Source organism: Dickeya sp. ws52 (assembly GCF_007210685.1).
GTDB lineage: Bacteria > Pseudomonadota > Gammaproteobacteria > Enterobacterales > Enterobacteriaceae > Dickeya > Dickeya chrysanthemi.
Genome location: NZ_SZVX01000009.1, coordinates 20,584 through 41,870 on the forward strand (window position 1 = coordinate 20,584; position 21,287 = coordinate 41,870).

General features: G+C 52.4%; 22 protein-coding genes. 7 read left to right on the top strand and 15 right to left on the bottom strand.

Translation table 11 applies throughout. The features are described from left to right. Nucleotides 1-20: 20 nt before the first annotated feature. Nucleotides 21-626 carry a LysE family translocator gene (locus FDP13_RS10250; protein ID WP_033577637.1) on the bottom strand — a complete coding sequence of 202 codons (606 nt, stop codon included), beginning with the start codon at nt 624-626 and terminating at the stop codon, nt 21-23. 118 nt (nt 627-744) lie between these two features. Between FDP13_RS10250 and FDP13_RS10255 the strand changes: the two genes are divergently transcribed. The 3 genes from FDP13_RS10255 (at nt 745) to FDP13_RS10265 (ending at nt 2,994) form a co-directional block, all read left to right on the top strand. Continuing rightward, nucleotides 745-1,740, top strand: a complete 996-nt coding sequence (locus FDP13_RS10255; RefSeq protein ID WP_033577638.1) for a hydrolase — start codon at nt 745-747, stop codon at nt 1,738-1,740. After that, nucleotides 1,737-1,967, top strand: coding sequence for a YheU family protein (locus FDP13_RS10260; protein WP_012768075.1), 231 nt, complete (start codon nt 1,737-1,739; stop codon nt 1,965-1,967). Before FDP13_RS10255 ends, FDP13_RS10260 begins: the two co-directional genes overlap by 4 nt. A 157-nt stretch (nt 1,968-2,124) precedes the next feature. After that, a complete protein-coding gene (locus tag FDP13_RS10265; RefSeq protein WP_012768074.1) occupies nt 2,125-2,994 on the top strand; it encodes a phosphoribulokinase in 870 nt (289 codons plus the stop codon). Nucleotides 2,995-3,048: 54 nt separating this feature from the next. Here the strand turns inward: FDP13_RS10265 and FDP13_RS10270 are convergent, their stop codons facing one another. Next, nucleotides 3,049-3,456: an OsmC family protein gene (locus tag FDP13_RS10270; protein WP_012768073.1), complete on the bottom strand. Its 408-nt coding sequence runs from the start codon at nt 3,454-3,456 to the stop codon at nt 3,049-3,051. A 377-nt stretch (nt 3,457-3,833) separates the two neighbouring features. Between FDP13_RS10270 and crp the strand changes: the two genes are divergently transcribed. After that, nucleotides 3,834-4,466, top strand: a complete 633-nt coding sequence (gene crp / locus FDP13_RS10275; RefSeq protein ID WP_012768072.1) for a cAMP-activated global transcriptional regulator CRP — start codon at nt 3,834-3,836, stop codon at nt 4,464-4,466. 99 nt (nt 4,467-4,565) lie between these two features. Here crp and FDP13_RS10280 read toward each other — a convergent pair whose 3' ends face one another. From FDP13_RS10280 to FDP13_RS10295, 4 genes are all read right to left on the bottom strand, one after another. Beyond that, on the bottom strand, nt 4,566-5,210 hold the full coding sequence (locus tag FDP13_RS10280) for a 3-keto-L-gulonate-6-phosphate decarboxylase UlaD (protein ID WP_012768071.1): 645 nt from the start codon (nt 5,208-5,210) through the stop codon (nt 4,566-4,568). 130 nt (nt 5,211-5,340) lie between these two features. Then, nucleotides 5,341-6,033 carry an L-ribulose-5-phosphate 4-epimerase gene (locus tag FDP13_RS10285; protein WP_143839386.1) on the bottom strand — a complete coding sequence of 231 codons (693 nt, stop codon included), beginning with the start codon at nt 6,031-6,033 and terminating at the stop codon, nt 5,341-5,343. A gap of 42 nt (nt 6,034-6,075) precedes the next feature. Next, nucleotides 6,076-6,552, bottom strand: coding sequence for a PTS sugar transporter subunit IIA (locus tag FDP13_RS10290; protein WP_012768069.1), 477 nt, complete (start codon nt 6,550-6,552; stop codon nt 6,076-6,078). A gap of 48 nt (nt 6,553-6,600) precedes the next feature. Beyond that, complete coding sequence (locus tag FDP13_RS10295) at nt 6,601-8,346, bottom strand: PTS ascorbate-specific subunit IIBC (protein ID WP_033577642.1); 1,746 nt, start codon at nt 8,344-8,346, stop codon at nt 6,601-6,603. Between the two features lie 542 nt (nt 8,347-8,888). Here FDP13_RS10295 and ulaG point away from each other — a divergent pair. From ulaG to ulaR, 3 genes are all read left to right on the top strand, one after another. After that, the gene (ulaG, locus tag FDP13_RS10300) at nt 8,889-9,956 is read left to right on the top strand and encodes an L-ascorbate 6-phosphate lactonase (RefSeq protein ID WP_012768067.1); all 1,068 of its coding nucleotides are present in this window, start codon (nt 8,889-8,891) and stop codon (nt 9,954-9,956) included. An 82-nt stretch (nt 9,957-10,038) separates the two neighbouring features. After that, complete coding sequence (locus FDP13_RS10305; protein WP_143839387.1) at nt 10,039-10,911, top strand: L-ribulose-5-phosphate 3-epimerase; 873 nt, start codon at nt 10,039-10,041, stop codon at nt 10,909-10,911. A 97-nt stretch (nt 10,912-11,008) separates the two neighbouring features. Further along, nucleotides 11,009-11,782 (top strand): HTH-type transcriptional regulator UlaR, encoded by a 774-nt coding sequence (gene ulaR, locus FDP13_RS10310; RefSeq protein ID WP_012768065.1) that lies wholly within the window; start codon nt 11,009-11,011, stop codon nt 11,780-11,782. 112 nt (nt 11,783-11,894) lie between these two features. Here ulaR and FDP13_RS10315 read toward each other — a convergent pair whose 3' ends face one another. From FDP13_RS10315 to FDP13_RS10350, 9 genes are all read right to left on the bottom strand, one after another. Beyond that, nucleotides 11,895-13,118: an aspartate aminotransferase family protein gene (locus FDP13_RS10315; RefSeq protein WP_033577644.1), complete on the bottom strand. Its 1,224-nt coding sequence runs from the start codon at nt 13,116-13,118 to the stop codon at nt 11,895-11,897. Nucleotides 13,119-13,238: 120 nt separating this feature from the next. Further along, a complete protein-coding gene (locus FDP13_RS10320; RefSeq protein ID WP_143839389.1) occupies nt 13,239-13,814 on the bottom strand; it encodes an aminodeoxychorismate synthase component II in 576 nt (191 codons plus the stop codon). A 22-nt stretch (nt 13,815-13,836) separates the two neighbouring features. Further along, nucleotides 13,837-14,046, bottom strand: a complete 210-nt coding sequence (locus tag FDP13_RS10325) for a hypothetical protein (protein ID WP_143839390.1) — start codon at nt 14,044-14,046, stop codon at nt 13,837-13,839. Between the two features lie 41 nt (nt 14,047-14,087). After that, nucleotides 14,088-14,534 (bottom strand): MarR family winged helix-turn-helix transcriptional regulator, encoded by a 447-nt coding sequence (locus FDP13_RS10330; protein WP_033577645.1) that lies wholly within the window; start codon nt 14,532-14,534, stop codon nt 14,088-14,090. A gap of 131 nt (nt 14,535-14,665) precedes the next feature. Beyond that, the gene (locus tag FDP13_RS10335) at nt 14,666-16,345 is read right to left on the bottom strand and encodes an amidohydrolase (protein ID WP_234424400.1); all 1,680 of its coding nucleotides are present in this window, start codon (nt 16,343-16,345) and stop codon (nt 14,666-14,668) included. A gap of 225 nt (nt 16,346-16,570) precedes the next feature. After that, a complete protein-coding gene (locus FDP13_RS10340) occupies nt 16,571-17,776 on the bottom strand; it encodes an AraC family transcriptional regulator (protein WP_143839392.1) in 1,206 nt (401 codons plus the stop codon). Between the two features lie 566 nt (nt 17,777-18,342). Next, on the bottom strand, nt 18,343-18,660 hold the full coding sequence (locus FDP13_RS10345) for a helix-turn-helix domain-containing protein (RefSeq protein WP_143839456.1): 318 nt from the start codon (nt 18,658-18,660) through the stop codon (nt 18,343-18,345). A 341-nt stretch (nt 18,661-19,001) separates the two neighbouring features. Continuing rightward, the gene (locus tag FDP13_RS21660) at nt 19,002-19,151 is read right to left on the bottom strand and encodes a hypothetical protein (RefSeq protein ID WP_012768059.1); all 150 of its coding nucleotides are present in this window, start codon (nt 19,149-19,151) and stop codon (nt 19,002-19,004) included. Between the two features lie 106 nt (nt 19,152-19,257). Continuing rightward, a complete protein-coding gene (locus tag FDP13_RS10350; protein WP_033577028.1) occupies nt 19,258-21,222 on the bottom strand; it encodes a PatA/PatG family cyanobactin maturation protease in 1,965 nt (654 codons plus the stop codon). Nucleotides 21,223-21,287 lie beyond the last annotated feature (65 nt).

Genomic DNA, 21,287 nt, shown 5'->3' on the forward strand with positions numbered 1-21,287 from the left:
CACGTTATACCGAATAATGATTAATGCCAGATCATCAGCACGCAGGTCGCCGTCAGTAACCCCATGACGAGGTTGAATATCTTCCAGGCGCGTGGGCTTTGCAACAAACGGCCGATCATCGCGCCGAACCCCAGCCAGATAATCCCGGACACGAAATTAACGCACACCATCGCAACGCTGATGGCCACCACCGACCCGACATAACCATCACCAGACAGGCTGAACCCCGCGACGGCGCCCAGCGACATCAACCAGGCTTTGGGATTGAGAAATTGCAGCAAACCGCCCTGATACAGCGGAATCGGCTTCGGCGGCGCGGTATCCGTGTCGAGTTTTTCATAAGCCGCCGTAGCAATTTTCCACGACAGCCACAGCAGATACACGCTGCCCAACACCTTCAACGCCAGATGCAGCGACGGATAAAGCAGGATCAGGCTGCCCAGCCCCAACGCCACCAGCAGCAGCATGATCTGCATCCCGATCATGATGCCCAACATCAACGACATGGAGCGTAATACGCCAAAGTTGGCGGCAGAGGCGGTTAGTAGCATATTATTGGGACCCGGCGTAATGGCGGCGACCCACAAGAAACCGAGCATTGAAAGAAACAGGCTGACGTGCTCCATGAAACGGCGATCCTTTAACTGAAGGGACGTTCAACCTAGCAGCGAGACAAGATGCAGACAAGTATTTCGCCATGCGGCAACAGGCATCGCGGCCTCTTTTCATCATGGCGCTCTTTTTATGAATCATTCTTCTTATCGTAATACATGTTTTCAGCCCTTGTCGGGCGCGCACAACCCACATGTTCAGACGCTGCTGCCGCGCCTGCTTCGCCGCCGTCCGGCTCTGCAACCCGTCTGGCAACGGCTAACCCTGCCGGACGGGGATTTTGTCGATCTCGCCTGGAGTGAAGCGCCGGCGCAGGCGGCGCACAAGCCGCGCGTGGTATTGTTCCACGGGCTGGAAGGCAGCTTTCACAGCCCTTACGCCCACGGCCTGATGGCCGCCTGCCGGCAACGCGGTTGGCTGGCGGTGGTGATGCATTTTCGCGGCTGTAGCGGACAACCCAATCTCCTGCCGCGCGCGTATCACGCCGGTGAAACCGAAGACGCACGCTACTTCCTGCATTGGTTGCGCCGGACCTTCGGTGCCGCACCCACCGTCGCGGTGGGGTTTTCGCTGGGCGGCAACATGCTGGCTTGTCTGCTGGCGCAGCCGAGGGAAAGCCTGCTGAATGCGGCGGCGGTAGTGTCCGCCCCGTTAATGCTGGAGCCCTGTAGTTATCGGCTGGAGCGCGGCTTTTCACGTTTCTACCAGCGCTACCTGCTGCATTCGCTGCGTCGCAACGCCTTGCACAAGCTGGCGATGTTCCCTGATTGCCTGCCCATTTCCGCCGGACAGTTGCGTCAGGTGCGTCGTTTACGACAATTTGACGAATTGATCACCGCACGACTGCACGGTTTTACCGACGCAACCGATTATTACCGGCGCAACAGCGCCCTGCCCTTGTTGCCGCGCATCCGTCAGCCGTTACTGATTATCCATGCTAAAGACGATCCGTTTATGACGCCGGCGGTGATACCGGAGCCGTCGCAATTACCGGCCAATATCGACTACCAGTTGACGGAGCACGGCGGTCACGTCGGTTTTGTCGGCGGCACATGGCACCAGCCTGAGTTGTGGCTGGAACAGCGGCTCCCCAACTGGTTCACCCCTTATCTGGAGCAGATCGCATGATCATTCCCTGGCAAGAACTGGCGCCGGAAACACTGCAAAATCTGATTGAATCGTTCGTCCTGCGCGAAGGCACCGACTACGGCGAGCAGGAGCGCACGCTCGACGAAAAAGTCGCGGACGTACGCCAACAATTGGCACACGGCGAGGTCGTGCTGGTATGGTCGGAACTGCATGAAACCGTCAATATCATGCCCCGCAGCCAGCTCGGCAGCGGTGAGCGGTATTAGCCCTGAATCAATCGGTTAAAAACGTAAATTGGCGTGTCACCTCGGTATAAACATGCTAACAATTAACAGATATCTCTGGCCGGGGTTGCTCCTATTTACCGGATTACCGGATTACCGGATTACCGGAGATTACCCCATTCACCGGAGGTTACACACCATGTCGCACCAGCATCCGATTATCGCGGTCACCGGCTCCAGCGGCGCGGGAACCACCACCACCAGTCTGGCGTTTCGCAAAATTTTCCAGCAACTGAATCTGCGCGCCGCACTGGTGGATGGCGACAGCTATCACCGCTATACCCGGCCGGAAATGGACATGGCTATCCGCAAGGCACGGGATCTGGGGCGCCACATCAGTTATTTCGGGCCGGAAGCGAACGATTTCAGCCAACTGGAACACACGTTTATTGAATACGGCCGCAGCGGCACCGGCCAGACCCGCAAATACCTGCACACCTACGACGAGGCCATTCCCTACAATCAGGTGCCGGGCACCTTCACGCCCTGGGAACCGATGCCGGAACCGACCGACCTGCTGTTCTACGAAGGGTTGCACGGCGGCGTGGTCACCGACCAGCATGATGTTGCCCGGCATGTCGACCTGCTGGTCGGCGTGGTGCCGATCGTCAACCTGGAGTGGATCCAAAAACTGGTGCGCGATATCAACGAGCGCGGCCACTCCCGCGAGGCGGTGATGGATTCCGTCGTGCGTTCAATGGAAGATTACATCACCCACATCACGCCGCAGTTTTCCCGTACCCACATCAACTTCCAGCGCGTGCCGACGGTAGACACCTCTAATCCGTTCGCCGCCAAAGCCATTCCGTCGATGGACGAAAGTTTCGTGGTGATCCACTTTCAGGGTCTGGACCATATTGATTACCCTTACCTGCTGGCGATGTTGCAAGGCTCATTCATTTCCCACATCAATACGCTGGTGGTGCCGGGCGGCAAAATGGGGCTGGCGATGGAGTTAATCATGATGCCGCTGGTGCAGCGGTTGATCGAAGGCAATAAGATTGATTAATACGGCTTTGCAGGGTGCGGCGGCAACAGGAGCACACCGCCGCAGTCAGGCGCATTAGTCCAGCGCGATCACTTCATGGCTGTGGGTCACGTTAACCGCTTTTTCCAGCATCAGCGCCACCGAGCAGTACTTTTCCGCCGACAGCGATACCGCGCGCTCCACGGCTTTATCGCTCAATCCTTTGCCGGTCACAACAAAGTGCAGGTTAATGGCGGTGAACAGCCGCGGCGCCTCTTCACGGCGTTCCGACGTCAGGCGAACCTCGCAATCCACCACGTCGTGACGGCCTTTTTGCAAAATAGACACCACATCGATGGCGCTGCATCCGCCTGCCGCCATCAGCACCATTTCCATCGGGCTGGGCGCTTTGTCGCCGGCGTTGCCGTCCATCAGCAGTTGATGCCCGGACGCGGACTCACCCAGAAACGTCAACCCTTCAACCCATTTCACCCGAGCCTGCATAAATTTGCCCTCAATCAATTATTTTTGAAATTTTGCACCGCTTATGTACAAAAAAGCCTGATAATCAGAGCTTAATCATGCTGAAGCGAGACAACACGAGACACTACACTCAACCTGTGTTACAAACGAAAGCGTAACCGGCGTGTGTTGAGTCTCTGTCAGACCCGCCACCGGCTTACTGGCGTCATCCGATATACGCTGAATGATTCAGACCAACGCATCCGCAATCTGAATATGACGTGTATAGACAGCCTCAGTATATTCCCTGACGTCATTCCGCCAGGACGGAATTGAATTATAACTATGTTATCACGCCGTACAGGGAACTCTGAGCCCTGTGATTTGCGCAGTGAATTACAAACAGAGGATAACAGCGAATGGTTCTCGGCAAACCGCAAACAGACCCGACTCTCGAATGGTTCCTTTCTCATTGCCACATTCACAAGTACCCATCGAAGAGCACCCTTATTCATCAGGGTGAAAAAGCAGAGACGCTTTACTACATCGTGAAAGGCTCGGTTGCCGTGCTGATCAAGGATGAAGAAGGCAAGGAAATGATTCTGTCTTACCTGAATCAGGGCGATTTTATTGGCGAACTTGGCTTATTTGAAGATGGGCAGGAACGCAGTGCGTGGGTGCGGGCGAAAACCGCCTGTGAAGTTGCTGAGATTTCCTATAAGAAATTCCGCCAGCTGATTCAAGTCAACCCGGATATTCTGATGCGGTTGTCATCGCAGATGGCGCGTCGCCTGCAAGTTACATCGCAGAAAGTCGGTAATCTGGCGTTCCTCGATGTAACCGGTCGTATCGCGCAGACCTTGCTGAACCTAGCTAAACAGCCGGATGCCATGACGCACCCGGACGGTATGCAAATCAAGATCACTCGTCAGGAAATCGGCCAGATCGTCGGTTGTTCCCGCGAAACCGTCGGCCGTATCCTGAAGATGCTGGAAGATCAGAACCTGATCTCCGCCCACGGTAAAACCATCGTGGTGTACGGTACGCGCTGATCCCCATCTCTCATCCTACAGGGCGGCCATCGGGCCGCCCTTCTTGTTTCAGACCGTTGTGCCATCCTCACTCACCTGTCTGGCATCCACGTTCGCGTCTTACCAGTACTTGTTGATCTCGGTACGCAACGCCTCTGCGGTGGCTTTGCCGCTCTCAGACGCGAGGGCGCGACCGGCGATAAACGCCTTGGCGCTGATGCCGTCAAACAGGTGGATATCCTCCGGCACGATGCCGCCGGTAATCGACAGCTCAAGCCCCAGCTCAGACAGCGCACGCATTCTACCAAGATCGGCGGAAGTCCAGTTGACGCCGGCCAGCTCCGCATCGCGGGAACGGTGGTAGATAGCCTGGGTAATCCCCATCGCGACCCACTGTCTGGCGTCATCCAGATTCCAGTTGCCGTACAGCTCAATCTGGATCTCCCCGCCGAATTCATCAGCCACTTTCTTACAGGCCGCGATAGTAGCCACGTGCGCGGCGGCGGACACCGTAATCCAGTTAGCACCGGCGGAAAACGCCATGCGCGCCAAAATTGCGCCGCCGTCGGTGGTTTTCATGTCGCAAACGATAATGTGGTTCGGATGACGCTCACGCAGGGTACGCACTGCCGCCATCCCTTCGGCAAAAGCCAGAATCGTCCCGACTTCGATAATATCGACAAAGCCGCCGACACGTTCGGCAATCTCTACAGCGGTACTCAAATCCGTCGAATCAAGGGCAATTTGCAGCATAGGTTTGGTCATAATGCGATTTCCTTTCCAATCGTGAAAATATCGGGATCTCTGACTTGAGGGCGAGCGCAGCCCGTGGCCGATTGCCACTGTTTATTTCAAGCCGTTATTGCAATGACATCATGTTACGTGTGCGGGCTATTCAGCGCTGGCCGTAATAGGCATTGGCACCGTGTTTCCTGAAATAGTGTTTGTCAGAAAGCGCCTGATCAAGATGAATGTCCGCATTAAGCAGCCGGGTCGAAAACGCCATGGCGGCGACTTCTTCAAGCACCAGCGCATTATGTACCGCATCCAGCGCATTTTTCCCCCAGCAGAACGGCGCATGGCCGGTAATCACCGCGCCCGGCACCGCCAGCGGGTCAAGACCGCGGCGCTGAAATTCTTCCACGATCACCAGGCCGGTATTCTTTTCATAATCATCGGCTATTTCGCCCTCGCTCAACGGGCGGGTACAGGGAATATCACCGTAGAAATAATCGGCATGGGTGGTGCCGAGCGCCGGAATATCCCGACCGGCCTGTGCCCAGATGGTGCCGTGGCGCGAATGGGTGTGCACAATACCGCCGATACTGCCGAACGCGCTGTAGAGCGCCAGATGGGTAGCGGTATCGCTGGAGGGATTAAGGCGCCCTTCCACCACTCGCCCATCCATATCTACCACCACGATATCGTCGATGGTCATCTGCTCGTAGGAAACCCCCGAGGGTTTGATGGCGATAACCCCCTGATCGCGGTCAATCTGCGACACATTGCCCCAGGTCAGCGTCACTAAACCGTGACGCGGCAGCAGCAGGTTGGCGTCCAGTACGATAGCTTTCAGTTGCTGATACATCTCTTTCTCTCCTGCGCTCCTTACAGAGCGCCTTGTTACCGCTTATGCCGTTTGGGCCAGCGCCTTATCGATGACGCTGAACACCTCTTCCCGGCTGGTGCAGGCCCGCAGCTTGTCGAGGTTGATTCCGCTGTCGCTGTGCTCGTCTTCAAGTACCTGAGTCACTTCCATCAGCCCTTCCATATGCTCATCGGAGGTACTGCCCGCCAGAGTAATCAGCACATCCACCGGCTCGTCTTCACCATCGAATTTAACCGGCGCGGTGAGCGTCACCAGCGCAAACGCCGTACGGTTGACGCCGTTTTCCGGCCGCGCATGGGGCATGGCGAATTGCGGAGCGATCACGATATAAGGCCCCATTTTCTCGATACTGCTGATAATCGCTTCGTGATAGCGGGGCTCGACGGCACCGGACGCAATCAGCATATCGGTGCCAAGCTTGATGGCCTCGCGCCAGTCCATGGCGGTGGCGTTCAGCAGCACGGAATCATTGTCGATTAAAGATTGTTTGAATTTCATACCTTCTCTCCTTGACCGTTCCCCGCTCCGCAGGGACGGCGCCATTGGTTAACCGGCGAAATTTTTCTTGATAAGCCCCAGCAACTCGTCGCCAAACGACTGCGGATTAAGCATGTTTTGTACTCCCAATACGAATTTACCTTCACCGGGGTGCATTTCTCCGGCCAGATGTTTGGACGAGACGATGATGTCGGTGGTCGGGAGTTTGGATTTGTAATCTGCCACGGCGCAGGAGTCCATGATGTGCGGCACTCCCCGTTGTTCGAGAAACTTGCCGATCTTCATTTTCATCATCATGGAAGAGCCCTGTCCGTTGCCGCACACGGCCAGAATGCGCACGGCGCGTCCGTCGGCCGGCATGGCCGGTTGTGATTCGACCGGCTCGGCATCAGCAACGGCGGCGGCAGGTTGTGCGTTGTCTTCTTCCTGACGCAGGGTGCGTGATGCGAAGTACATATAAACGCCGGCGCCGGCCAGCAACACAAAGAAGAACAGGGATGAGAACGACAGCCCCTGCATAATGGCCGGGAACACCAGCGCCCAGTCCGCCATACCCATCCAGCCGTTAAAACTGGTGCCGTTATGGGCAAACAACTGAATCGCCCAGGCGGAACCCAATACTTCAATAATCCCCATAACGAAACAGATCTTCATTACCGCCCGCCAGCCGCCGAAGTGGTTGGCAAACACCCCGATGGTGGCGTTAGAGAAGAACATCGGAATAAAGCCGGGGATAATCATGATGGATGAGTTAAACAACAGCAGGCCGATCACCGCCAGGAACTGGCCCAGCGTGCCCCAAATGAAACCGAACACCATCGCATTGGGGGAATAGGCATAAATAGCGGCGCAATCAATCGCCAATACGGCATTGGGGATGACGCGCTCGGAGATCCCCTTGAACGCTTCGGACAGCTCGGCCACGAACATACGCACCCCAGCCACAATCACCTGAATCGCCACCGCAAACCGAAGGCCGGTTTCCAGAATATAAATGGTCCAGTGAGTCGAACCCGCCATTTTCTGCAGGTTATCAAGACCGAACGACAACAGAATGATGCCGAAGAAAACCGTCATCACAATGGCGGTAGCGGTAATGCTGTCGTGGAAAATGTGCAGCCATTTCGGCAGTTTGAGCTGATCAACGCTGTCTTCTTTGTTTCCCAGTTTGGGGGCCAGCTTGGTGGCTACCCAGGAAGCCACCTGCTGCTGGTGACCGATAGAAAACCCCGCCCCGCCGGTCACAGCCTGGGTCGGCTTGAACATGATGTTGGACGAGATCCCCCAATAGAGCGCCATGATCACCGCGGTATAGAGGATGGTTTCCCACATGGAAGCCCCCATCACCACGTAGAACACGGCCACCAGCCCCACCTGCTGAAACATGATGTGGCCGGTCAGCATGATGGTGCGAATGCCGGTGATGCGCCGGAATACCACCAGCAGGATATTCAGGCCGAGCGCCAGCAACACCGCATACCCCACCCAGGAGTAACGGCTCCCCATGGTTTCCATGGTCGCCATCATGGTGGTGTAAGGGTCGATAACCGAACCGGTCAGGTGGTGATACTCGGAGATTTTGTCGATCACCGGCTTGAAACCGGATACCAGCGTGGTCGACCCGACTTGCACCAGCATAAAGCCGACGATGGTTTTGACCGTTCCTTTAATCACCGTCGTACCGTCACGCCGGAGCAGCAGATAACCGATGCACGTTACCAGCCCCAGCAATAACGGGGCTTTAGTCATCACCTGGCTGTAGAAAATGTAAAAAATGCTGTAGAGGGTTTCCATAACGTTGCTCCGTCCAAAATGAGGACAATGACACGGCTATTGGATTGCTATTGGAGTAGTGGACTACGTCCCCACCCGTCCAGATATGGCTTGCTTTCATTCCGTGGGCGGTGGACAACATTGGCCCCCGCCCTGATAAACTCAAAAACAATCATATTTCATCAAAAAATGATTTTTTGTGATGAATGTCTTGCGCATAAAAATCTCTTCACTGCGCTATTCCGATTGTAAAAAGCTCACATTTGCGAATGATTTTTCCTGTCATCCAGCGATATCGCACGCTTTTTCCTGCTTATCCAATAAATAAAAAATCAAATAAAACAAAATAATAAATAAAAACCCTCTGGCTTCATCCGGGAAAAGTTTCGTCCATATCACAAAATAATCACGACAATCATTGATAATCAAAAATGCCATTGATATAGTCACGAAAAATCACAACCAATCATAGACGCGCAGTCATGTGCGCCATGTCATTATCCGATGACCCGCTGCCGGGTTCGCTATCGCGGTGCGGCATCCAAACCAGAAAGGTACGTCCGATGAGCAAGATTGATGAGATCACCCGTGAATCCTGGATACTGAGCACCTTCCCTGAATGGGGCACGTGGTTAAACGAAGAGATTGAGCAGGAAGAGGTTAAGCAGGATACCTTTGCCATGTGGTGGTTGGGGTGCACCGGCATTTGGCTGAAATCAGCCGGCAATACCCATATCTCCATCGATTTCTGGTGCGGCACCGGCAAGAAAACGCACGCCAATCCCTATATGAACAAACAGCACCAGATGATGCGCATGGGCGGGGTTCGCAAGCTGCAACCCAACCTGAGAACTTCGCCGTTCGTACTCGATCCATTCGGGATCAAACAGATCGACGCGGTACTGGCGACTCACGATCATGCCGATCACATCGATGTCAATGTCGCGGCCGCCGTATTGAAAAACTGCGGTTCCCACGTGAAGTTCATCGGCCCCAAAGCCTGCGTAGAACTCTGGCAACGTTGGGGCGTTCCGGCTGAACGCTGCATCGTGGCGCGAGTCGGCGATGAGATTCCGGTCGGCGACATCGTGATTCAGGTTCTGGATGCGTTTGACCGCACCGCGTTGGTGACGCTGCCGGCCGGCGTATCGTCAAAAGACAAGAGCATTCTCGATGGCATGGACGATCGGGCCGTCAACTATCTGGTCAAAACCTCCGGCGGCAACCTGTATCACTCCGGCGATTCCCACTACTCCAACTACTACGCCAAACACGGCAACGACTATCAGATCGACGTCGCTCTGCTTTCCTACGGCGAAAACCCACGTGGCGTGACCGACAAAATGACCTCATCGGACATTCTGCGCGCCGGCGAATCGCTCAACGCCCAGGTGGTCATCCCGTTCCATCACGATATTTGGGCCAACTTCCAGAGCGACCCGCGTGAAATCGAAGTGTTGTGGAATATGAAGAAAGACCGGCTCGGCTACGACTTCCGCCCGTTCTTCTGGCAGGTTGGCGGCAAATACACCTTCCCGACCGATAAAAACACGCTGCACTACCAGCACCCACGCGGCTTTGACGACATCTTCGTCGATGAACCGGAGTTGCCCTACAAGTCTTTCCTGTAAAGCACATCCCTGCCGCAGGCCATGTGGACATTCATGGCCTTGCGGCACGTACAGTCGGGCATAACAGCAAGAAGCGAGCATCATGCATAACTTTGACAAGCCCTTTCGCCTCGGGCTCTACGAAAAGGCGTTACCCGCCGCACTGACGTGGGAAAAGAAGATTCTGGTCGCCAAAGAACTGGGTTTTGACTTCATTGAAATTTCAGTCGATGAATCAGACGAAAAGTTGCAGCGGCTGGCGTGGAGTGATAGCGAAACTTACCAGCTCCGCCATCTGTGCGAGCAAAACAATTTCCCGCTCCAGTCTATGTGCCTGAGCGCCCACCGCCGTTTTCCCTTCGGCTCACACGACCCGGCTATCCGTAAAAAAGCCCATGAGATCATGGAACAAGCGATCAACCTCGCCTACAAACTGGGTATTCGCTGCATCCAACTGGCGGGCTATGACGTCTACTACGAGTCGCCATCCGCCGAGACTCACCAGCATTTTATCGATGGAATGAAAACCGCCACCCGCATGGCCGAACGCGCCGGCGTCATGCTGGGGGTTGAAATCATGGATACGCCGTACCTCAATTCTCTGAGCAAATTTGAGGTGCTGAAAAAAGCCATCCCTTCGCCTTACTTTATGGCTTATCCGGACGTGGGCAACATCACCGGCTGGAACTACGACATCTGTACCGAACTGAAACTGAGTTGCGATCACATCGTGCAGATCCACCTCAAAGACACCCGCAAGGTCTCCACGCACAGTCAGGGGCAATTCCGTGATTTGGTGATTGGCGAAGGCGAGGTCGATTTTGCCGCTATCTTCCGGACGCTGGCCGAAATGGGCTACAACGGCCCGCTGGTACTGGAGATGTGGGCCAAAGACGAGCAGTGGGCCGCTAACCTGAAACTGGCACGTTCGCGTCTGGCCGAAATAGGTCGTGAAGCCGGTCTGGCGTTGGCGTAATTCGATGTCGTCAAAAGAATCTCAGGAACGGCTGTCATTCATGCGTATGCAGGATATAATCATAAAAAAATCAGATTCAATCACTATCAGGCACGATATGACAGAAGCTCAGCGCCACAGCGCCATCCTGGAATTGCTCAATCAAAAACGCCATCTGTCGATCACAGGTATCATGCAGGCCTTTGATATTTCGCCGGCTACCGCTCGCCGTGATGTCAATAAACTCAACGATTCCGGTAAGCTGCGTAAGGTGCGCAACGGTGCGGAAGCACTGACGCAAACCAAAGCCCACTGGTCGCCGCTCAACAGCCATGAGAGTGTGAATCGCGGTGAGTTTTCCAATCACAGTGAAAAAGTACGTATCGCTCAGGCGGCTGCCGCCCTGATCAAACCGGGCGAAAGCGCAGTTATCAATTGCGGCTCGACCGCCTTCGTGCTGGGCCAGGAAATTTGCGGGCAGGATGTGCAAGTCATCACCAACTATTTTCCGCTGGCGAACTATCTGATTGAACACGATCACGATGGCGTGGTGATTATCGGCGGCCAGTACAATAAATCCCAGTCCATCACCCTTGCGCCACAGGACGAAATCTCTTCCCTTTACGCCGGGCACTGGATGTTCACCAGCGGTAAAGGAATCACCGCGGACGGTCTCTACAAAATGGACATGCTGACGGCCATGGCCGAGCAAAAAATGCTTAATCACATCGGCCAGTTGGTGGTGCTGGCAGACAGCAGCAAGATAGGGCAACGCGCCGGTATGCTGTTTTGCGCGTCCGACCGGATCAATATTCTCATCACCGGTAAAGACGCCGACCAACACGTCATCGCCCAACTGCGTGACAAAGGGGTCAAGGTCATGTTGGTGTGACCCGTTCCCCACCAGCGCGGGGCAGCATAAAACAAAGAGGGTGACCGTCGGCCACCCTCTTTTGCTTCATACTCTTCGCAGGACGTGCTGGCGTAATGAGGAAAAACGCCGCTTACGCGCCTTTCACCACCTGCGCCACCGCGTTTTCGAACAGCGCCATACCCTGGTCTATCTCTTCCGGGGTAATCACCAGCGACGGCACAAAACGGATCACATCCGGCCCCGCCACCAAAATCATCAACCCCAGATCCGCCGAGGCCGCCAGAAAATCACGGGCGCGGCCATGCCAGGCAGGTTTCAGTTGTGCCCCCAGCAGCAGCCCCATACCGCGAACTTCATCGAAAATGTCATACTGGGCGTTGATCCGCTCCAGCGCAGACACGAAGCGCGCATGACGATCGACCACGCCCGACAATACTTCCGGCGTGTTGATCACATCCAGCGCCGCTTCCGCCACCGCACAAGCCAGCGGATTGCCGCCGTAAGTCGTACCATGCGTACCGACCGCCATCACCGAGGCTATCTCTTCCGTGGTCAGCATCGCGCTTATCGGGAAACCGCCGCCCAGCGCTTTGGCGGTGGTCAGAATATCCGGCGTGATGCCGTAATGCATATAAGAGAACAGCTTGCCGCTGCGGCCCATACCGCACTGCACTTCATCAAACACCAGCAATGCCTGATACTGGTCGCACAGCTCGCGCACGCCGTTGAGGAAGGCCGGCGTTGCCGGCGTAATGCCGCCTTCGCCCTGAATCGGCTCCAGCACCACCGCGCAGGTGTGGTCGTCCATCACCGCTTTTACCGCCGCCAGATCATTGAACGGCACATGCACGATATCCGCCGGTTTCGGGCCGAAACCATCGGCGTATTTCGGCTGACCGCCGACCGATACGGTAAACAGCGTACGACCGTGGAACGACTGGTAAAACGAGATTATCTTGGTTTTGTACGGGCTATGACGGGTAATGGCGTAATGACGCGCCAGTTTAAACGCGGCTTCGTTGGCTTCCGCGCCGGAGTTGGCGAAAAATACGCGGTCGGCAAAGGTGGCGTTGATCAGTTTAGTGGCGAGACGCAGCGCCGGTTCGTTGGTGAATACGTTGCTGGTATGCCACAGGGTTTCACCCTGCTCTTTCAACGCCGCCACCAGCGCCGGATGGCAATGGCCCAGCGCCGTTACCGCGATGCCGCCGGAAAAATCAATATACTCTTTGCCCTGCTGATCCCAGACACGGCTCCCTTTGCCTTTTACCGGCACAAACTGCGCGGGTGCATAAACTGGAAGAATTACCTTATCGTAAGTATCCCGAGTTACTGCTGCTTTCTCTGTCGCCATTTGCTGCCCCGTTGTCATATCCCGTTGTCACGAATGAAAATATAGTCAATAAATATGCATAAAAAATCAAAAATAGGCAATCATTAATCCGATGCCTGCGAACTTACCTTAGCTATCCACCTATAAATCAAGGAAATTTTTCAGCAATGCGTGCCCTTGCTGACTAAGGATACTTTCCGGATGAAACTGAACGCCTTCCAGCGGCAACGTACGATGCCGCACCCCCATGATCTCATCGATATCGCCGCCGTTCTCGGTCCAGGCCGTCACCTCAAGGCAGTCGGGCAAGGTATCTTTTTCCAGAATCAGCGAATGATAGCGGGTAACGGTGAGCGGATTTGCCAGCCCGGCGAATACGCCGCGATCGGTATGCCGTACCGGCGACGTCTTACCGTGCATCACCTGACGGGCGCGCACCACCCGCGCGCCAAACGCCTGCCCCAGCGCCTGATGCCCCAGACATACCCCCAAAATCGGCAGCTTACCGGCAAAATGGCGAATCGCCGCCAGCGAAATGCCGGCGTCATCCGGCGTGCAGGGGCCCGGAGAAATCACCAATTGCTGCGGTGATAACCGCTCAATGTCCGCCAGCGTCAGCACATCGTTACGCTTGACCTGCACCTCCGCCCCGAGTTCGCAAAAATACTGATACAGGTTGTAGGTAAAGGAGTCGTAGTTATCGATAATCAGCAGCATAATCAGGTAAATACATTGATAGTTAATTAAAAAAATGCCTGTGATAACCACAATTTTTCTGATGGCGGCGGCATAAAACAAAGATGATATCGGCTATTGTACCCCTATCTGATGGCAAACGGGTGATACCCACATTACCGTCGACCATGCCGACAAAGGGCATCGGTTTTACAGGTTCCACGACGGTAATCTCTTGCGCGCCGGCGTTACCTATATGGTGAGTCACAATCATGGTGAGTCACCATCATGGCTAGTCACACTTCCCGCCGGGCGTTATTCGCTGAGTTTCGGAACGTTGCCCATTTCTTGCTCAAACACCAGGCAAAACTCTTCTAAATTACTGAAGAGTTGCTGAGTTCGTTCCTGGCCAAAAATACGGAAGGTACGCTCACTTAATATCTGCGACTGAGTCAAAATCGGTTGGCTGTGTTTTTTCCCCTGCTCGGTTAGCGTCAGGATTCTTTCCCGTTTGTCATGCTGACTCTCATTAATATCAATCAGGCCTTGTTCCTTGAATAACTTGCAGATGCTAAATACGGTCTGTTTGGGCAACCCCCATCGCTCGCAAATCTGCTTTTGCGTGCATTGCCCGTCCGGTGAGGTCACCAAAGAATGTAACACCGCAAAGGCTTTGTAATTAAAATCCAGCTTCTTCATCCATTGCTGAAGTAGGTTGTCGAGATGATTGAGTTGTCTACCTAATTCGTCTAATCGGTGCATATAAAATATCCTACAAATGGGCTAATCGCGCAAAACCGACAGGAAAATGGCACACCAATCACCACAGCATTTTTCCCCGTCATACTTCAGGTTACAGGTACGCAGGCGTGAAGTATGACGGGTCATGTGCGTTAATACACCTTTTCCCCTTTGAAATAAGTCGCCAACACGTTGGTATTCTTCAATGCTTCCAAACCTGCCTTGCCGATATCGGTATCGACAATAATAAAGTCGGCGTTTTTCCCCTTCTCAAGGCTGCCTGTTATCTCGTTGATACCCAGTTGCTTCGCACCATTAATCGTATAAGCCTGCAAACTTTGGCTCAGACTCATTGCCGCCTCGGTTGGGGTGAGATAGCCGGCATTGGGTTTGCCGCGCTTAATAGCGTGATACATTTGGCTAAACGGGTTCACCGCATCAAAGGTATTGGCGGGATAATCTGAACCGAAGGTGACAGCCACGCCTCGGCGTGCTGCCTGTCCCAGCAGGAATTGGCGACGGTAGGCATCGTTACCGATTTTGACCTTGGTATCGTCATACTCGCTGATTAATGCCCAGTTTGGTGTCGTTTGCAGGAATAAATTGTCTTTCATGGCCGCAAATTTTTGTACGCCCTGCGGTTCGAACACTTGATTATGAGCAATCACGCGCGCCAGGTGCGGATTAATTCTTTTGTTAGCGTCAAATACGTCCAGAATGACTTGTTGCGCCTTGTCACCTATCGCATGGACATGCACAGAAAAACCGGCTTTCAACGCCGCCGCCACATTATCGTTAATGTCTTTCCGGCTTAAAAACGGCTCCACGATCTTGCCATTAGGATAAGGCTTGTACATCGCCGCCGAATCCATTTCAATCGTTCCGTCCATAAATAGTTTATACAAATTCATCGATAAATCGCCTTTGCTGTATTGTTCATGCAAGGCTTTGAGGCTGGCGATATTTTGTTCGGTAGACTTGGCCGCATCGTAAAAATAACCACGCTGATAATACATTTTCAATTTACCCTGATCATTTAAACGGGCAATTGCAGCGGGTGTAGTGCTAAATGTATCGCCGACATCGGTAATTGCGGTAAAACCAAGCGAGTGGTAGGTATTTAAAATCGATTGAAGTTGCCCGGCAACGTTTTCTACCGAGTTAAATTGCTGTGCATTCACCACATTATGCATCGCACTTTCATGCATGAAACCGGTTGGATTACCTTGATTATCACGCTCAAAATAGTGTTTTCCCGGTATAGGATCAGGCGTGTTCGCATCGACTTTGGCTAATTTCAACGCTGCGCTATTTGCCCAACCGGCGTGCATACCGCTGTCATAAACGACAATCGGAACAGTTTTAGATACGTTATCTAAATCCGCCGCCGTCGGCAGGACGCCTTGCGGCAAGCCAAGCGAAACCACATTGAATCCTTGTGCTAATACATAATCGGCTTTCGGGTGAGCGGTTAAGTAATCTTTTAATTGGGTAATAATTTGCGGCAGACTTGCCGCACCGTTAATATGCACAAAATCACCCGCCTGCATTACCGCTACCGTTGTGGGATGAGCATGGCTTTCAATAAAACCGGGCAATACCGTTTTTCCACCCAGATTAACGACTTCGCTAGCATTCGCTTTAAATTGCCGGGCACCGTCATTCCCACCGACATATAAAATCTTGCCTTGCCCCACGACCATGACGGACGCCGTTGGCTGTTGCTCATTAACCGTATAAATGTGCCCGTTTTCATAGACGGTATGAGCAAAAACAGGGCTGGTAAACAAACCGAGCGCTACCGACAACATCCTTACTTTGAATTTTATCATTGCATTTCCCTTCAGTAGATGGTCCTAAAAATTACTAATTAGCTAAATTTAGTAATTTTTCAGACTAGTTGCAAGTAAGGGCGGGAAATCAATGTCGAAATGAAGCATGTGCCGATGTCGGCTTCGCCGGCAATGACATGGAGAGAAAGCAAAAAATGCGGGCAGAAATTGAGGGAAATCCCGGTCATCGTGCGACCGGGCACCCGGGGAGAGGAAACCGGGCGATCACCCGGTTTCATTACGCAGCACCACCGGGTTGAATTGCTTTCGAAACTCGATGGGCGTAACGCCGGTATAGCGCTTAAACATCTTTTCAAAATGGCTGAGATCGCCATAACCACAATCCAGATAGAGATTGGTGATCCGGCTCATCGGGTGGCATTCCAGCCGCTGGCAGGCATAGAAAATGCGGGCCTGATTCAAAATCTGTTTAAACGATAGCCCCAGGCTGTGCTTGAGCAAATATGAGAGATGCGACGGACTAATGTGAGAATTTTCCGCCAGTTCAATCAGCGTGACTTCACGCTGAAAATGTTCGCCCAGATACAACAGCGCCTTGATGACCGACGGATGAAACTGTTGTAACGCGTCCTGATCACGACCCAGTACCGCATCACACAGTGAGCGGTTAATCCGCCGATGTTCACGCGCCAGCGTCGCTTCCTCCTGGGGCACGATATGCGGCAGAATACGGCCGGCCTGCGCCAGACTAATTTCCTCGTCATCGCTGAGCATCAACAACCGGGCGACACTGTGCCATAACTGCCGCACATTGCCGGGCCAGTCGTAATGATGCAGATGGAACAGCACGTCAGGATGCAACGTCTGCCGGACCGACTGGCGATACGCCTGCCAGGCGGCATGTACCAGTTCGGCAATATCCGGCATTCGGCCTTTCAGAGCCGGCACCGACAGCAACTGGCATCCAAACGTCGATACCCATTGCGCGCCGGGTTGCGTCGGCAATGTCCCGCGTTCAGCTTGGGGGGAGAGAAACCCGAACACCAAACGCAGCTCATTGCGCCCGACATGCTCGTTTTGTAATTGCACCAGCAGCTTCTGCTGTTGCTGCTCAGTCAGCGTATCAAAACCGGGGATACACAGCGTCAGCCGACGATCGTCAGGAATGGCGCCAAGCATATCCGCCAGCCGTTGTATCGGGTCACCCTCGCCGCTCAGCTCGATATAACGCTCCTGAGAGGCCTGGAGTCTGGCGCGAATATAGCCCGTGATATCGGACAGATCAGCACCAGGCTCGCCATAAAGTAAAATCGGCCTGCCGGATAGCATTAACCGATCGATCTGCTCACGCAGCGCCGAGGGTAAAAAGATGAATTCTGGAATATGTCGTCCAACCGAATAACCCGTGAGGGGTATTTTTTCGGCAGGAATATTTTTCAGTTTACCAGGTAGTATATTCTCTGTTTTCACGGGAAAATCCTTTCGTTAACTCCTGCCAGCGCACATTGCATCATGTGCTCCTTCATAAGAAATGACGCTGTTTGCCACAGCCCATCGGATAGTTTCCCAGTTAAGGCGAACAAGCCAACGCGCCTGTACAGGAAATAGATGCAGGCATAACATCGTTATTTCATTTCAACCGCTATTACGACAATAAAAACGCTGTTGGAAGACGCGTTGAATAAACCCCTGGTAAAATAAAGTAAATCCCTTTACTCATTTTTACTTATCATCACCGTATTTATTGGGATAAAAAATAAATGCATCCCCTGCGAAAATTAGTATATCGAAAAACGTCAATATTATTACATTACCAACATAGACAATTCGCGATTTTATATAATCACACACCAATGAAAATGCTTTCGAGATAAAACCCAGGCTATTAAAGTATTATTTCTATACCCAAAATAATTCGAGTTGCAGGAAGGCGGCAAGAGAGTAAATCCCGATGAGCTTACTCAGGTAAGTGATTCGGGTGAACGAACGCAGCCAACACATCTGCAACTTGAAGTATGACGGGTATATATCCACAATCAGGTCTTGCTCGCCTCATTGATTATTAACATCTTATATAAACCGGCAAAGATAAAAGCGAGACATTGGTATTCCTCATAATCCGCGTCACGAGAAACCCGTTCATGTGACTGCAATACCAGGTTTTCCTCGGCAACGTCAAAGAATCTTGCCAATTTACACAGTGTTTGTCTGGAAATCGGTTTACCCAACTCCGCTCTTTTTATTGTAGAGATAGAGATATAACACTTCGATTCAAGGCTCAGTTCTGATAACTCCTCCTGACTTAATTTTTTTTTAACCTGAGGTCTTTGATTACTGCGGTGTTCACCAGAAATCCATTATTAGACATACATTACCCTCTGTAATAAACATCAATACGCTTTTTCATGGTTTTATTTCTATACCCTAATAATTCGAGTTGCGGGACAGAATGCTTTGCGTACTGAACCACATATCTCAAGCATGACGGGTATCATTATCTATCGTACTCACAGTACACCGTTACCGATGCACTTCAATCATGCCAAACCACAATAAAGCCTATTAATGCGTTATAATTTACATTGACCGAACGTAATATCCCCTGATTTTGACAACACAATTAACGCCAAACGACATTTCAGTATTTTTATTATGAAGAATGGTGCATGACCATAAGGTCATGCACCATTACCGATTAACTCAGTACGCCGCTCAGTGCGCCCTGGCCTGCTTTTTTCAGCAGTTTCAGCGCTTCACCCCAGAAAGCCGGGTTAACGCCGGAAGCTTTGGCTTCGGCAACACGGTTGGCGCGGTTGACATTCTGTGCTTGAGTTGGAAGTTTCATGGTTATTTCTCCTTGAGTATATTTGCATGGTATTTTGGGGATATCCCCAGGTTAATGCCCCCAATCGGCGGCAAATCTGAAAATAAACGGTTATCGCCAGCTGATATTAATAAGCGTGCCAGCTGCGCAGCGTGCCGATGGTGACCGGCATAACGTCGCTTACGTCAATGGTATAGCGATAGAGTTTACGCGCTGCGGTAAGACGTTCTTTCGGGTTGAAGAATTCCAGCACCACGTCCCAGCAATCCGATTCCGGACGGCTGACCGGGCTGCGTTCCGCGCTGATCTTGTTCAGGAATAATCCTTCGGCAAACGCATCATCAAAAATTTCTTTCATCTGATAGGCGTTGGTCGCCGCATAGTTAATCGCGCGTTCATTCGACTCATAACCCCGATTACGCAGCTCGTAATAAATACGGTTGATGAAGTTGATCAATTCTTTGGATTTCGACGTACCCATGGCGCTTTCCCCCATCAGCATCTTCGAAATATCCTGGGATTCCCAGTTGAACATGCCACGCAGTACCGGGCTAATCGTTGGAATCACCTGGCCGTTGAACAAGCGGGTTTCACCACTGATAATGCCGGCAATAGAAACACGTTCCACGCCTTTGGTTTCCTGTTCATACAGGAATTCCACCAAACGGGCATATTCCAGCACGGCGAATTGCGCATCGGGCTTAATGGCGTAAACCGGAATGCCATCGATTTTTAATGTCCAGATTAACGCGTTGGATTGCTCCGCATTGTCGCCGGTATTCAAGTGCTCGGCCATTTGCACCGGATCAAACGGATAACCGCTTTTATTCCCCATCACCTGGGTGAAATAATCCAGCCGGGCTTCAGTACCGAAGTCATAACCGACCTGACCGATAACAAAGATCTTTTCCTGATCACGTATCGTGCGCGCATCCAATGACGAAGACTGCGGCATAATCCGGCGGGCCGGGACATGTACATAATGATTGGCCGCCGGATCATGGATTTTGGGTAATGACAAACCGGCATCGCGCGATGGAATGCTCACTTCAGTATTCAGGCTGGAAGGCGCCAGTACGGCATCATCGTCAGATTCAACATCCTGAATATCCTGCTGGGCATCGATAATAGAGGGAACCAGCAGCTCCACGGCGGCAGGCTCAATATTTTTTTCTTCAGTTGACATGGTCATGATCCTTTTGGGTGGTTGGTGATAAAATTCCTGTGCTATTTGCCGGAATAAGTTCTGAATATTTAATCGGTATATAACAGACTCCCGATTAGCTGCCGTTGACAACACAAGTGGGGTCGCGGTATTAAACAGCCGCTCCCGAATCATTTTCGACGCACGACGATCGTTTGCTATATTCATCGCCCTCATGATTAATGCCGATATTGCCGACACCACCGGGGCGGAAAAACTGCTGCCAGAAACAACAGACAGATCATAATTCGGCGTAGCAACAGGAATAGAGACACCGGATGCCAGCAACATTTTCTTTCTCAGTTTCAATCCGTAGTTATTAAATGAGGCCGGCAATCCTGCTTTATCACAAGCGCCAACAGCCAGGACAAAATCCATCGACGCGGGTAATGATTCACTATTACGGCCTTCATTACCGACAGCCGCAACGATCAATACCCCCTCTTTTTCACAATCGTCGATAGCCTTACGTAATTCGTCGGTGCCCTGGCCATTAACGGATAATGATGCACCGCTGACATTAATAATACGGCACCCCTTCAAACGTGCATCACGGATCGCTTTGGCAAGCGTGCGCTCAGAACAGCCATGAATATTTCCCTTTTCATCCTCATGAAAGACAGGAATACTCAGCAGGGTTACCGCCGGTGCAATACCCACACCGTTTCCACCGATAATACTGCTTACCGCCGTTCCGTGAGAGGTACCTTTATCTTTCTGAGCAGACAGGCCTTCAATGGTTAAATGGTTTAATATCGGATGATGATTTTCAATAGCGCCATCAATAATACCGATTTTTATTCCCTCGCCATTTATCCCCAATTGCTGTAAACCAGAAAGCGGGTCATCAATCAATAATTCATGAGTGTTCGACGAGTGCATCATCATTCTCTTTCCTGAATGTGGAATTTAAAATCCCCGGTGTTTTTAGACCACTCCGCTCGCAAGAGAAT